This is a genomic window from Acidithiobacillus ferrivorans (assembly GCF_016250455.1).
Lineage (GTDB): Bacteria > Pseudomonadota > Gammaproteobacteria > Acidithiobacillales > Acidithiobacillaceae > Acidithiobacillus > Acidithiobacillus ferrivorans.
In genome coordinates, this window is the sequence record NZ_CP059488.1 from 2,217,279 (window position 1) to 2,231,506 (window position 14,228).

General features: G+C 55.1%; 14 protein-coding genes. 1 reads left to right on the forward strand and 13 read right to left on the reverse strand.

All coding sequences use genetic code 11. The features are described 5' to 3' along the window. Positions 1 to 25 precede the first annotated feature (25 nt). On the reverse strand, positions 26 to 1,729 hold the full coding sequence (locus H2515_RS11060; protein WP_198660129.1) for an IS1634 family transposase: 1,704 nt from the start codon (positions 1,727 to 1,729) through the stop codon (positions 26 to 28). A gap of 260 nt (positions 1,730 to 1,989) precedes the next feature. Then, a complete protein-coding gene (locus tag H2515_RS11065) occupies positions 1,990 to 4,185 on the reverse strand; it encodes a type IV secretory system conjugative DNA transfer family protein (RefSeq protein WP_198660130.1) in 2,196 nt (731 codons plus the stop codon). A 101-nt stretch (positions 4,186 to 4,286) separates the two neighbouring features. On the opposite strand from H2515_RS11065, the gene H2515_RS11070 reads away from it, so the two are divergent. Next, positions 4,287 to 5,129 carry a hypothetical protein gene (locus H2515_RS11070; RefSeq protein ID WP_198660131.1) on the forward strand — a complete coding sequence of 281 codons (843 nt, stop codon included), beginning with the start codon at positions 4,287 to 4,289 and terminating at the stop codon, positions 5,127 to 5,129. Between the two features lie 142 nt (positions 5,130 to 5,271). On the opposite strand, the gene H2515_RS11075 is transcribed toward H2515_RS11070, so the two are convergent. From H2515_RS11075 to H2515_RS11125, 11 genes are all read right to left on the reverse strand, one after another. Beyond that, positions 5,272 to 5,565 carry a hypothetical protein gene (locus H2515_RS11075; RefSeq protein WP_232821364.1) on the reverse strand — a complete coding sequence of 98 codons (294 nt, stop codon included), beginning with the start codon at positions 5,563 to 5,565 and terminating at the stop codon, positions 5,272 to 5,274. Positions 5,566 to 5,646: 81 nt separating this feature from the next. Continuing rightward, positions 5,647 to 7,035, reverse strand: a complete 1,389-nt coding sequence (locus H2515_RS11080; RefSeq protein WP_198660133.1) for a ParB/RepB/Spo0J family partition protein — start codon at positions 7,033 to 7,035, stop codon at positions 5,647 to 5,649. After that, complete coding sequence (locus H2515_RS11085) at positions 7,032 to 7,805, reverse strand: ParA family protein (protein ID WP_198660134.1); 774 nt, start codon at positions 7,803 to 7,805, stop codon at positions 7,032 to 7,034. The genes H2515_RS11080 and H2515_RS11085 overlap by 4 nt, the downstream gene beginning before the upstream one ends. Beyond that, positions 7,802 to 8,245, reverse strand: coding sequence for a hypothetical protein (locus H2515_RS11090; RefSeq protein WP_198660135.1), 444 nt, complete (start codon positions 8,243 to 8,245; stop codon positions 7,802 to 7,804). The genes H2515_RS11085 and H2515_RS11090 overlap by 4 nt, the downstream gene beginning before the upstream one ends. Positions 8,246 to 8,421: 176 nt before the next feature. Then, entirely contained in the window at positions 8,422 to 9,111 is a 690-nt protein-coding gene (locus H2515_RS11095) for a nucleotidyl transferase AbiEii/AbiGii toxin family protein (RefSeq protein ID WP_198660136.1), read from the reverse strand. Continuing rightward, on the reverse strand, positions 9,108 to 9,401 hold the full coding sequence (locus H2515_RS11100) for a hypothetical protein (RefSeq protein ID WP_198660137.1): 294 nt from the start codon (positions 9,399 to 9,401) through the stop codon (positions 9,108 to 9,110). Before H2515_RS11100 ends, H2515_RS11095 begins: the two co-directional genes overlap by 4 nt. Positions 9,402 to 9,469: 68 nt before the next feature. After that, a complete protein-coding gene (locus tag H2515_RS11105; protein WP_198660138.1) occupies positions 9,470 to 10,360 on the reverse strand; it encodes a phospholipase D-like domain-containing protein in 891 nt (296 codons plus the stop codon). 59 nt (positions 10,361 to 10,419) lie between these two features. Next, complete coding sequence (locus H2515_RS11110; RefSeq protein WP_198660139.1) at positions 10,420 to 10,698, reverse strand: hypothetical protein; 279 nt, start codon at positions 10,696 to 10,698, stop codon at positions 10,420 to 10,422. Further along, a complete protein-coding gene (locus H2515_RS11115; RefSeq protein WP_198660140.1) occupies positions 10,691 to 12,619 on the reverse strand; it encodes a DNA topoisomerase 3 in 1,929 nt (642 codons plus the stop codon). Before H2515_RS11115 ends, H2515_RS11110 begins: the two co-directional genes overlap by 8 nt. Then, positions 12,619 to 12,915, reverse strand: coding sequence for a hypothetical protein (locus H2515_RS11120; protein WP_198660141.1), 297 nt, complete (start codon positions 12,913 to 12,915; stop codon positions 12,619 to 12,621). The genes H2515_RS11115 and H2515_RS11120 overlap by 1 nt, the downstream gene beginning before the upstream one ends. Positions 12,916 to 12,927: 12 nt before the next feature. Continuing rightward, the gene (locus H2515_RS11125) at positions 12,928 to 14,220 is read right to left on the reverse strand and encodes a TrbI/VirB10 family protein (RefSeq protein ID WP_198660142.1); all 1,293 of its coding nucleotides are present in this window, start codon (positions 14,218 to 14,220) and stop codon (positions 12,928 to 12,930) included. Between the last annotated feature and the right edge of the window lie 8 nt (positions 14,221 to 14,228).

The following is a 14,228-nucleotide window of genomic DNA, read 5'->3' on the forward strand; positions in this document are numbered from 1 at the left end:
CTAATAGTTATTTCAAAACGCTCCACTACAACAGCGTCAATTGCTGAGACGCAGCTGGTTTTTTTACCCGGAGGGCATGCAGAACCTCGCTTTGACACTCGTGGATGGAAGACACCCCGGATACGGGTGGGGCGCCATTGAGACGAACTCGGTGATGCTGAATGCGGTGGAGTTGCTCCAAGGCTCGTTCCGGCGTCAGCCCGGTGTGACTCACACGTAAACGACTGCGCATGACCCGATGCAGAATCAGCGCCATGAAGCAGATCGCTGCGTGCGCCCGTATCCTGTCGGGCAGGCGGTGGTAGACCGGGCCGATTTCCAGCTCGGATTTGAGCACTTTGAAGCCCCGCTCGATATCGGCGAGAGACTTATAGCGGGCCACAACCTCCGCCGGTGACAGGTCCTGCACATTGCTCACGAGCAGGAGCTTGCCGTCCATCTTTTCCGCCAGGGTGCGTGCGCTTTTGTCGATGTCGTAGCTAAACTGCTGTGCGGCCATATCGACTTGGATGATGCGCGATAAATGCGCCTCGCAGACGGCATGGTAGAAGCGTGCCTTGGCACCGCTGTCGGAGAGTTTGCGTCCCCGATGCTTTTTGCCGTCGTCCTGATCATCCAGTTTGCCGGCCCACTGGTCGCCCTGAGTAATCAGCGCTTCGATCCGCGCATTCCGCTTGGCGGTCTGGTCCGCCGCCGTCATGGGATCATGGGCGATAACCAGCCGCAGGTCGTTCCAGGTGCGCTCACCGATGACTTCTTCAGTGGCAGTGTTGCACGACTCCCGCTGGAAACTATCCAGCAGATCGGTAAATTCATGGTACCGCCGCCCCGGTACGGCCAGGATAAACTCCAGAGACTGCCCGTTGGCCAGCCGGATCGCCTGCAACGCCTCCAGATTGTCCAGACTCAACAACCCGCGATCCGCGATGAGCACCAGGCGCCGCACTGTCGGAAAGCGCTCCAGCACTTTGCCCAGGGTCGGCAGCAGCGTTTTGGTCTCAGCGGTGTTGCCATCGAAGACCTCATGGTAGATCGGCAAACCCTCTGCAGTCTGAACGACCCCCAGCATGAACTGGCGAGCGATCAGACCTTCCTTGTCCATCCCGAATTGACGGACGTCCTGGGGAACCGTGACCAGGCCTTCACTGCGGATCGTGGTGAGGTCATAGAAGACCACGGACAGGTCCTGATCGATCAGGGGGCGCAACAGTCCGGCTACCACAGCATCTACGGCACTCTGTTGCTCCATCAGGGCGTCCATGCTGCGCAGGAGTTGCTGGTGGGTAATCGCTGTCACGGTGACATCCGGCAAGGCGACGGTTTCCAACCAGCGCAGTACGCCCAGTTTCGATTCGGGATCGCAGAGCCGGTTGAGGACCATCACCCGGATCAGCGCTTCCACATCGGTCGTATGGCGGGTCTTGCGGAACACCTGACGTAGGGCGCTGAACCCCAGCTCCTTCCAGATTTCGGTCAAGGCCCAGACATCGCCAAAAGCACGCGCTGCTTCAAAAGCGATGGATGGTGAAGAAATCATTGGCGTCGGGGTGGGTACCTGGCCGCTGACCTTTATCAGGCCCTGAATCACGGCATTCAACTGACTGTCGACCTGATCCAGCCGCCCAAGTGTGGCGACGGTACGCTTTTTGACCTTTCCGGCATCATCCCGGTAGGACTCGACAAGCTGGACATAGCGGCGGCTGCCGGAGGTGGTTATCTTCACATGCATGCCGCCACTTTATCAGCGTTCATAGGCATGTCAATAAAAGAGCCTAAGTGATAAAACGTGCCACCACAGAAGTTTTAGAAAATACGCGCTGAAACCCCTATGAATGCTGGGGCGACGTTACGAAATTGACGATTTTTGCCGATGAACTGTCGAACTCGGGAGCACAGATGGCCTATCACCCGCAGCGGATGGAACCGGCCACGAAAATGGCCGCCATGACTACCAGCAGCCCCGTGCGCCTCCATATCAACCCATAGCAGTCATCGGATCAGGTTCAGAAATTCCTCCGGTAAGGCACTAACGGCAGCCAGTGCATCGGCTACCGCTTCATCGGAAACCTCTTCGTCGCCGCCACCAAGACCAGCGGCAGACTTACGGCTGGCGTCTATCTCCTCGATCAGATCATCCGGCATCGCTGCCTGCGGGAACTCGTCACTGGGTGCCTCCACAACCCCGCCATGCGGCCCGAAGATTTTCACATAATCTTTGCCGTGGCAGAGCACATCCGATTCCATCGGCACTGGCACCCGCGCTCTTTTCAGAAAAACGGGGTCCTTGAAATAGAGGATTTGCTGTCCATAGACGGGCGCGAAACCAGCCGCCAGAACCAGCATGTCACCAGCCTCCACAATATGATCCCCGTCTTTTTTAGGGCCGCGCAGACGCATGACCTCATCCGGCGTGAGCAGTGCCCGGCTTTGATAGGTCAGCGAGGTGCTCATTCCTTGCGCTTGCGGCAAGACGGAGCCTTGATAAGTCTGGTTCGTGTTTTCCATGGTAATGGTTCTGGTGCCTAACATGTCAGACACCCACTTGGCCGTTTCTATTTGATTAGGCGCATAGATGATGCGGATGTGGCAGTTACCGATAATGGCCTTGGATCCGGACTTCCCGTAACCATGCGCCTCATCTTCCAACTGAGCGGCGTCCTGGGTGATCAACATCAGTTTGACGTTGTAACCCGCCAGGAAGGCAATCGCATCCTGAAAAATATCCATTTTCCCGAGCGATGGGAATTCATCGAGCAGGAGCAGCAACCGATGTTTTCCCACACACACGATCCGGCCATCCTCCTGCACCAGACGATTGGCCGCTGTGAAACGACTGGCAATTTGATTCAGAATCAACCGAATCAGCGGCTTTAACCGGTTTTTGTCTTCGGGCGAGGTAACTAGGTATAAAGACACCGGATCTTCGTGATCCTGAAGATCGATGATCCGGAAATCACTGAACTCGGTCCACCCGGCGACAATAGGATCACGATAAAGACTCAAGAAACTATTCATCGTACTGATCACGCCGGATTTTTCATTGTCCGCCTTATTGAGCATCTCTCTGGCCGACTGCGCAATAACGGGATGCACCCTGGTGCTATTGCCACGCTGGTCTTTCCAGTGAAACTTGCCCGCAGGATCATGCTCGATCCGCATCATCCGCTCAAAAGCAACGTCTACATTACTCAATTCCGGGTCATTCAGGTAAGCGGACACACCGCGCATGGTTTTATCCGGCTGGGTGTACAACACATGCAGAATCACGGAAACCAGCAGCGCAAACCCAGTCTTCTGCCAGTGGTCATTCAGGCCCTTACCGTCCGGGTCGACGATCATGGTGGCGATGTTCATCACATCCTTGACTTCAAACTTGGTGCCCACCCGGATTTCTTCCAGCGGGTTGAAATGACAGTTTTGCGCCTCCTCGTGGTTAACGTCGTCATCGTTTTCCGTCGCGAACCCGGGATTGAACTTCAGGACCTTGCTGCCCATTTTGCGCCGATATCCTGCGGTCAGCGCATAATTTTCACCTTTAATGTCATGTACGACGACACTTTCCTTCCAGCCACCCAGCAGGGTAGGCAGCACAAGGCCAACTCCCTTTCCGGATCTGGTGGGCGCGAAGGCGATAATGTGCTCCGTGCCGTCATGGCGCAGGTACATCAGCGCCTTCCCTTCTTTATAACCTCCCACATAGCAAATTCGATCACTCTTCTTTTTGGTATCCGGAAGGAGGCTCATCCGCTCGACTTCTTCCCTAGTCGCCCAATGTGCGCTGCCGTGGATGTCATTTTCAAGGATCTGATCCTGCGCTTTTCCCGCCTTCTTGCTACCGATCCAGTAGCCGGCGCCGACGAAGGCCGCCGTAATGCCAGCGGCCGCCCAGAAGGCATCGGAGATCAGCGGGTATTTCGTGTAATATTCGAGGAACGGCTTGAAGAAGGGGATCAGGCTGTAGGCCTGGACACCTCCGATGAAAACCATGGGTTTGTACAGTGGCATAAAATCGTGGACTGTTGGCCCCAGGATGTGCGCCCCGACCGTACCGCCGACCAAGTTACCAATAATACCACCGAAGATGGCCCCGGTGATGGCGTCATGGGTCGCAAAGCGGGCTTTGCGCTGGGTCTGGTAGTCAAACAGATTCTGGTCTGGCCGGTGACCACCTGGTTTCTTGAGCATAGGAATCCTTCTTGGTGGAATGTATCATGGTGGTATAGCGGCTCTACTTGTGAGATACGGGAGGGACGGGAGGAGATATGTCATAATCTGGGGAAGATTTAGTGGAAGATAACGACCTATATTCGGCAATAGAAAAAAGAAAAGAATACAAAGAACGTGATATTGATTGTTTCTGGAAAAATGCACGGCATTTATTTGTTTCTGCAGCTTTTCTTAGTCAGCTCATAGTTCTTGTTTATTTTTTCCATATCCACTATACGCCAGCCCACCTTGAAGACATAGTGTTTATCGGGGCGGAATCATTTCTGGCTCTTGGAACAGTATTAACCATACTTTTGTTTATGATGTTGCTTCCTCTGTTATTGTATCCAAAAGAATTGTCAATAGCGGTATACGGATTTACAAGGAACAAACGGCAAAGGCTAAAAATAGCAAAATCAGACTTAATTTTCTCTCTAATATTTTCCTACGCTGGAAGTCTTCTTGCAGCGATAGTGTTTATCAATAAATTTACTATATATATATTATTTTTTGCATTAATCGTGATGCTATCAGCCATATTTATCGGAGCTATCGCAATTGCCAGATTTCGCTCCACCCATTATTTCTATTTACTCCTATCGGCGCAAATCCTTTTGACCATACTAATCATATGGACAAATCTGGAACAGGCCGGTTTGAGAGACTTCGGGTGGGCATCCACCACGGGAACCCTAATCATAAAAAAGAACGCCTTTACCAAGGAGATCATGCACAACAGAGAACTTGTACCATGCGTACCGAAATACAAGACGTTATCACACCATTATATGGTGTTCCACACGAATATTCTATTCAAGGGAACAAAACAGTCACTCCTATCCTATGACGGTACGACAACATCAGGCTTGAAATGCAATGGTAGATTCTATGCTTCTAATAATGTGCTTGCGTTATTTCAGTAAGTGCATCATTCACACATAAAAACAATCGGATCATTTCCCCTTTCTCGCCATAAAGTAGATTAACGCCAACAAAAATACAAACAACACCAACTTAAGAAAAAAATATTGTGAAATCATGGTGGGCAACCTTCGATGTCAGATGTCATGAGGGTATAGCCCTGCGCAGTGAGAGATAGTGTGAACCGGGATTCTCGGTTTCGTCGCGGAACTTTTGCCGCGAACACACGCCTGGGCCTTTCGACCCATTAGCCCCAACATCTTGGCGAAAACCGCGCGGCGATGTTGTAGCAACTTCCCGGTAATGTACCCAGAGCACGCCGATCAGCGCGCAGGCGAATGCCCGGTACAGAGCGACAGTTTCCTGCACCATCTCCCGTTGTTTGTGGTTGCCGATAAGTGACCAGCGATCCGTGCGCATGATTTTATCTAAATACAACTATCATTACTATACTCCCTCCTGGCCTACGGCCCAGGAAGGGGCAAGCGGGCGAATGTTTAATAGTCCAAGGGGGATGGCCTATTGCGCCAAAATTACACGCAAAGCTTCCAGCACAGTATCACCGGATAGTTCCATATCGGCCCTACCGGCCTTTTCCAGCAAGCCTGCTGCGATCTCCTGTGGCACACGAACGACAATCAGCGGTGCGTAGCCGTTGGCGGCGCTGGATGCCGTAGCTGCATCGCGAATGGGCATACTTTCTTGGGCACTTGTCCGCTCAAAGGTCACTGTCCCTCTGGTTTCTGTCCCCGCATTGATCGCTGGCCTGGTGACTTGTTGGGTCATCTCCCCCGCTCGGCGCGCCGCGAACGCAGCCTCCTGCAGTTCATGGGCATCGCCCATGCTTTCAAAAGTGCCCTCGGCGTCACCAGAATCAGGAAAGAACAGGGCGCGTCCTGTGGCGGCCTTACCATAATCCTCCTGCGCGGGATCTTGGCGAGGACCTTCCTCAACAGATTTCTCTGAATGGGTCACCGAAGGCATGGCATAAGCCTCCGCGAGACTCACCCCCGCACGAACCCGCGTCGCAATGCCCCGCTCCTCCGGTTTCTCGCTTTGCATGAAATCTCTGACCTTGCGCAAATCCTCCAGGGATAGTCCGCGATCCTGCAACTCCAGCTTGACCTCTATCTCGTAACGATCCTCTTCTTCCACCAGCAGATTGCGCGTCAGCGTTTCACCCGCCTGAAGACGTGCGGACACCCAGTCGATGACCACGCATTTATTGGCATCACGAGACCATGCGAGCATACGAGCCATTTCATTGCTGCCGATCTCATCCATGGGCACGCCCAGCCGTTCGGCCATGGCCTGCGCTTCCGGATTCGCCCGGGCCAGCAGGTTCTTGACCCAGGTCGCAGACCGGCCAAGACGCCTCGCGAGCGCCTCCTTGCTCAGCTTGGTGTCATCCAGCAACCGTTGCAGCGCATTACCAATATCTTCCGGGCTCATGTCAGAGCGTGCCAGATTTTCCACGAGCTGCATCTCAAGCTTATCCGAGTCGCTCGCTGGCTCCAGGATGTGAACCGGGATACGCTCCAGGTCATATCCCCTGCGCTTGCAAGGTTCACCTCGTTTCATGGCCAGTTTCGAGGCCCGCCACCGGCGCTCACCAGTGACTATCTGATACTTCCCTTCGCCCAACGGCCTGACCGATATCGGTTGCAATACGCCGTGCTGCAGGATGCTCTCCGCCATCAATGCCAAGTTCTCATCGATCGCACCACCTCCTTCGGTGAATTTGCGCGGCTGGTCTGGATCGGGCTGAATGTCATCCAGCGGCACAAAGAGTGCGGTCACCGCCGGTGCGGCCTGATTTTCCTTCCGCTGCTTTTTTGACGTTTCGCCGACGCCCTGGACGGCAGCTCCCAAGGCATCTTCCAAACTGGCCATAATCGATTTTTTCACGCCACTTCCTCCCCGGCATAGTCACTATCAGCTTCCGAAGCTTCCTGTATCAGACGTTCGCAGGCAGCCCGCCACACGTTTGCCGCCGGGTCTTTAGGCGCATATTCCCAGATCGACTTACCATTGCGTAATGCGTGCTTCACGACTTCCCGGTCCGTCAGTACTTCCGGGAGCAGCAATTCGCCCAACTTGGGCCGTAGTCCATCGATGATGGCCTTTTGTGTACCAGACACAACTTTGTGCAGATTAACCAGAGCGCGCAATTTCATAGAGGGGCGTCTTTTTTTGAGGTCATGCCAGCCCATAATCATGCTGACCAGCCCTTGCGTGCCCAACGCATCCGCAGTGAACGGCGCCACCTGCAGGTCCGACATCATCAATGGAACCACCTGACGCACTCCGGGTGCCGGCGGCGCATCCAAAATAACACAGTCGAAACGATAATTTCCCAGACGTTTTAGCGCTATGATGCCCTCCTGCACATCATCATCCACCGCGTCAATTTCGTCAGATGATTTTAGTAGCTGAAAGCCAAATAGACTCTCCGTAAAAACCGGCTCCCGATCTTCGTACCACAAATCCAGCGCCGTGTTCTCTTTGGTGCGATGGGCATTCTGGTCCCCCGTCGCCAAAAATGATGCAGATCCTTGTTGGTCCAGATCCACCAGCAAGGTTTTGAGACCTGCGGCATGCGCCGCCGCCGCGATGTGCAGAGCAATAGTGGTCTTCCCCACACCGCCCTTCTGATTGGCTACCGTAATCGTTTTCATGTTGAATGCTCTCCCTGCTTGCGCAAAATCTCTTCCCTGCGACGGCGCTCCTGGACGGGTGGATACTTGTACCACGTCCACCAGTACAAAAGGGTATAGCTCAAGGATGAAAGGGATACGTTTTCCTTGATCGCCAAGCGTTCTAATTCGGTCGCCAACTCTGCGGGAATGCGGATATTCACTTGCATCCATCCGGTCGCCTGCTTATCGCCAATGGCTTCCGATAATGTTTGCGTAAGGCCTTTGGTAGGCCGCCACGAAAGACCATACTCCCACGGTCTTTCCTGCAGAAACTGCGTGGCCATGTCCTTGTACATCTGCTTGAGGGAAATGCCCAAGGCAAAACCCAGCGCCTTGCTGTACAGATGCATTTTGACCGGTGCGCGCGTCGGTATCTCCGCATACTGCCGCTTGCTACGCTTGTCTGTGAAGATTCTCATCCCTTGCTCCATTATTGCTATAGCAATAACTTAGTCACTGACACACCTGATGTCAATGGCACAATGGTGTTAGGGGTGCTATCGACTTCCGAAGTTGTTTCTACGTCCGGCCAGACAGCACGCAAGGGCCGGGGAACGCCACATCCATCTTGTTGGAAGCGCCTCTCGGGCGGGCATCAAATTTCCAACCCACCGACCCCCAGTGCTTTTGAAATGATCCTTTGTGGGCGAATTTCTGTGACTTTAGAAGATTGTCTGATCAGTGTTTCCATGTCCTTCTTCGAAAGTGTTTCCAGATCACCATCCTTGAAGTAAGTGAGGGCGGCGAGGCAATCCATGGGCGGAAATGTTTTCCCGAACATTGAAGAGGCCGAGCCTACCCCTTTTTCCAGAGACACGCCGCTTCTGATCATCTCGGCAATATCCATATAGTCTTTCTTTTCGGCGCGCTGCAGAATGACCTTGAGTTTGGTGGCCATCAGGTCGTCCAGGGATGCCACGGGAAGCTCATTGCCATTGGCTATCAGAGGGGCGCCTACCCGTCCGAAGGCTATGCCTCCAAACATGGATATTTTGACCTGCTCTTTGTCGACCGGGTAGGCCATGGTGAGGGTATTCTCGGACGCCTGGATAACCTGAGCCCGCTTGAGGAAAGGCATCTTCCTAAGAATCGCGCTTTCATTGAGCTTACTGTCAGTAAATAGGTCAAAATCGACGGATTGCCTGTGTCCGAGTTGTAACGCAATGGCGGTTCCGCCATATAGCGTGAAGCCCATTTTTGCTGCTGGCTTCAGCAATGACCACACCTCTTTCTGGCTGTCCGGAAGTATTTCTGTTCGTGGCTGAAACTTTTTGAATGTGCTCACTGAAACCTCCTGACCGGCAGCGTGGGTATATCGCCTTCGCTCTGCGCCAGACCCAGCCGGTAATGCCAGAAATTCCACATGCGCGGCGTGAACCACCCCGCTTCGGCATTCTTCAGGGCATCGACAAGCTTTTCTGGCCCAAAGGTGGTTTCCAGTCGGCGGGTATCTTCCCAGTCGCCTAAATTCATAACCTGAGCGATCAGGCGACGTTCATACTGGAGTGCATCGTCAGGCGTCTTCCACCAGATATACTTGGTGAAGTCGCGTAATGCCTGTTGTTGTGCATCCACCCCAACCTCCCACCAGCAGTCGACAACCTAACGGACATTATACCACCTTCCTTTTGCGCATCGGAGTGTCAATTGGCCCGATTCCAATCTCTGTCGAATTGGGCCTGCAATTCCCCAATGTCACGGCCACCCAGCAGCAGCCCCATTTCGCGATTGGCCATCAGGCTGGTCCGACTAAAATTCTCTGAGCCGACGAAGGCCTCAGATCCACCAACGATCATCTTGGCGTGCATGTAGACCGAAGACCGGGGCATCAACCGAACCTGTACACCGTGCGCCCGCAGAAATGCCACATCCCGTTTGCCCGTTGTATTGATGCTGGCGGGTAGGATGACCCGGGCAAGTGCGCCTTTGGCGGAGATGGCGTCCAGAGTGGGCGCATACGGGCCTAACTCCTCACTCTCAATGTCCACCGGTCCCGGCTGGTCAATGATCCCAATGATTTGCGCTGCGGATGTGCCAGGAGACAGAACCAGCACTTGATGGACGTATGCGGGTGCATGTCGGTTATGCCAGTCCGCATTGAATACCGCGTTGGCCGCGTTCACCACCTGGGCATTGCGGGTCACGTAGAGGTATTCGCAGTTCTTGTGCCCCAGCGCGGACCAATCGAAATTGGCGGTACCGATCTCGCATTCGTGGCCACTGCAGAGATATTTCGAGTGCTGGAAAGCGTAGTGATTCCCATGGCTGGTGAAACGATAAGGCGCCAGATGCAGTGTCGCACCCGTAGCCTCTATGGCTTTTTCCTCTTTGCGTACCTGCCTTGGCTTTATGCCGTAGGGCTTGCCCTCAATGATGACGCGCACGTCGACGCCTCTGGCATGGGCGGCTTTCAGGGCTTTCAGAATGGGGCGGTCAGAAAGGTAATATATGCCAGCGCTGATCTCGCGTCGGGCTGACTGGATGACCTGGATGATGGGGGCAGGGCCTGCGTTTGGTTCGATGTAAAGGGGCATTCTTATGGTTTCCTGGCAAATAGACTTGGGTTTAGGCTCTGTTTCCACAAATCGAGAAGTCACCCGTCACACGCTACCGCCTGGTCCCGCTTGATCCACGCTGCGAGCCATTTAGGGTCTTCCCATGTGCCTGCACGCACCATGCAGACCAAGAGTTTTTCCACTGCACTACCGGGCACGGCATCCACCCATGCGTGGAAATCAGGATCTTCGTCCTTTGCAGGGGGCACCCCGTAGGCGTCAATCAGTGCCCCCATGGAGGCGGAATATCCCGCCACCAGGTGCCCGGCATCGACGAGCCGGAAAATGCGATCAGCGATGTGCTGCAGATTAGCCATTGCCTTTTCCTTTCCCCTTTTTCGACCGTGTTGGTGTTTTTCCGCCACCGCCTGCTCCGGACGCCGGACGAGCCTCGCCTACTTTGATCCGGGTTTTCTGGGCAACCTGTATCAGCACCTCAACAAAACTCTGTTGTTTCTGTTCAAAGAGGTCTGCCCGCACGCGACCATCGGCAATGGCGCTCAACACGTCTTCCCACTGCGCCGTTGTGACCGGGTCGGTCAGCACCTTGGGTAGCACATTGACCAGAGCTCTACCGATACTGGTGCTCTGGAGCGCCTTGCTCTTGCGCTCGATAAATCCGCGCTCAAGCAACTTCTCGATCATTGACGCGCGAGTGGCCTCGGTCCCGAGACCGGACGTTTCCTTGAGCTTCTTTTTGGCTTCAGGATCCTCGACATATTTGTGAATGCTGGACATGGCCTCGATAAGCGTGCCATCGGTAAACCGTTTCGGCGGCTTCGTCTGCTTGGCCTGCACATCGCTGGTCACTACCGGCAACGCATCCCCTTTCAGGACCACGGGCAATCCCTGCTGATCGTCCTCATCACCGTCTTCGGAAGCTGATAACGCGTATATGGCCTTCCAGCCCGCCGATACCGGCACCTTGCCGTTGGCTTGCCATTTTTGCGTGGCGCAAACGAGGACAATCTTCGTGGCCCGGTATACATAAGGTGGGTAGAACTGCGCGAGATAAGACCGAACAATCAGGTCATAGACTTTTTGCCGGGCCTCGCCGAGCGTCCCCTCCACCTCGCCCGTGGGGATGATGGCATGGTGCGCCGTCACCTTGCCGGTATCCCAGATACCACTTTTCAGCTTTGGATCTGCCTTGGCCACCAATGGGCCATACGTCGGATGTTTCGCCAGCGCCGATAGCACCCGCCCCGATTCGGCGAACTGCTCTTCCGGCAGATACCGGCAATCCGTCCTGGGATAAGTGGCAGCCTTGTGTTCTTCATAGAGCGCCTGGGCGCAGTCCAGCACCTGTTGCGCGCTCATCCCGAACTTTGCGGAACAGGCTTTTTGCAGCTCAGACAGAGAAAAGCCCAGCGGGGCCGACTGCTTCTGCTCCTTGCTTTGGAAATCCTCCACGATCGCTTTTCCAACCCCTTTCGCGGCTGCCGCGAGGGTGTCGGCAACCGATTTGTTGGTCAACCGGTTCTCTTCATCCAAACCTGGTGCGCCCTCGACGGGCACCCAGGCCGACCAGAACGATGTCGGGCCTTTGGCCGTCTGGATGCGGGGCACAAAAAAGTCCTTGGCCTTGAACTGCTCGATGGCCTCATCCCGGCGCACGATCAGCGCCAGAGTTGGCGTCTGCACCCGACCGATGGACAGCACGCCAGAACCCGTATTGACCAGGGTAAATGCGCGGGTCAGATTCATGCCGACCAGCCAGTCCGCCCTACTGCGCGCTTCCGCTGAGGCGGACAGGTTTCGGTACTCCGCGTTATCCTTGAGGGACGCCAACGCCTTGCGCACCGATTGTTCGTCCAGCGCCGCCAGCCATATCCGTTTCGTGGGACCTTTCCAGCCCATTTCTTCCAGTATCTCATCCACCAGCAACTGGCCTTCGCGGTCCGGGTCGCCGGCATTGACCACGGTATCCGCCTGCTTGAGCAAGTCCCGGATGATTTTGATCTGCGCCCGGGCGTCCGCCTTGGGTAACTTGATCCACTGCTCGGGAAAGATGGGCAGATCCTGCAAACGCCATCGCTTTGTTCCTTTGCTGTTCAATGGCACGTCATCAGGTGTGTACAATTCTGGATCTGCTTGCTCAAAAATATGGCCGCGAGCCCAGGTGACGATATTCCCACCGCCACACACAATATGTCCGTTACCAGATTTATGTGGCCCCGGCAGGTACTGCGCAATGCCTTTGCCAAGCGACGGCTTTTCAGCGATATAGAGTTGCATCAAAGATCACTCCCTTTGTTTATTGCCGTACTGAGCAGGTATTGCACCAAAGCTGAAATACTGGAACCGTGCGGCAACGTCTGTAGCCTGCGCATGGTGGCTTCATCCATGGCGATATTCACGGGGTGCAAATCCAGGGGCGGATTACTGCGGCTGCGCCGCTTTGCGCGTTCCAACAATTCCTTATCGCCCAGTTCCTGCATGGATCTTGATACCCGCCTGCTCCGCTCCGGCATGGGCGGGAGCCCATCCGGGATCGCATCGATATCCAGTCGTACAACAACGTAACTTTGCATGAACTTATTCCTTTACCGGTACGGATTGATCATCGCCGCCAACGCCGGGGCGGATGGGGTCGCGGAAGCTTCCTGCGGCGCCGGGTTGTACGTTCCCGGGAATACCAGGTCCTTGGTCACCACGACCTCGAACGCATACCCCAGACGGATTTTCAGGGTCGGCGAGACGTTCATGCCCTTCTGCAGTATTCCCGCTTCCGCCTGTCCGAAGGTCTGCGATAAGGCCTGCTGGCTATCAGACAGCGCCTGATTGCCCGTGACGCCTGTCGTGTTTGTTGCCGTGCTCGTCGGCGAAGCCATGGCCATGCCGACGTTGATCAGCGACATCAGCAAGGCGTTTTTGAAGATGGCCCATGTGTGATCATCCACCTCGTCATGGAACCCCGAGAAGCCATGCGGGCCCGCGCCCGGCATGGCGCCTAAATTGACATACGTACCGTTCGGAAAGATGACCCGTTCCCATCCCATGGCTACTCTGGTTTGTCCGGCGATAACCTTGCTGGCATAGATGCCCACAAGCTTGCTGCCCGCCGGGATCAGCAGATAGGCGCCGCTATTACTGTCGTAGACTGGATGCGCGACCACCGCGGTGACCTCGCCCGGGATATCCGAATCGATACCGGTGCTGAGAATCGCCGGGATCACACTGCCTTGCAGCAGTTCATACGGTGAGGCTTCCTTACGCACCAGGTGCTGGTCATAAACGCCCACGCCTGATTCCGCATGGCTCTTCGGGGCGGGAACCGCCAGCTTGACCGGGAATGGCTCCCCGGTCGCTGGCGGAATTCCCGCCTTCGCGGAACCCCTTGTAGTGGGCCAGGGCACCATGCCCGATGACTGTCCTCCCGCCAATGACGCCTGTAATGCCTGTACTTGCGGGCTAACAGACTGTGGCTGCGGAGGTGGCGCATGCCCTCCCGGCGCCCCTTGTCCAGGACCCGGCGCGGACGGCGATGAAGATCCACTTTTGGAATGCGCCATTGCCGCCGAAACGGCGCTGGATGTCGGAGCCACAGGAGGCGGGGCGGCGGCGTATTCAGGATGCGAAGACACCGGGCCAATTTTCTTGACCACACGCTCTGTAGTCTTGTGCGATGCTTCGTAAGATCGATATTCGTTGAATGCGAAATACAACGCACCGGCTGCAACCAAAGCTATCCAGAGTGGCTTTTTATTGATGAAGGCCGCCATCATCCCGCCATCTGGTTTGATGTCGCCCTTCATAAAACCCGGCGTCTGCTGATCCTCATCGACATGAGAATTCGTGCCGTTGTAGGGGTTTCTTTCCCAGAATTTCCAGTTCATCCGCAAGC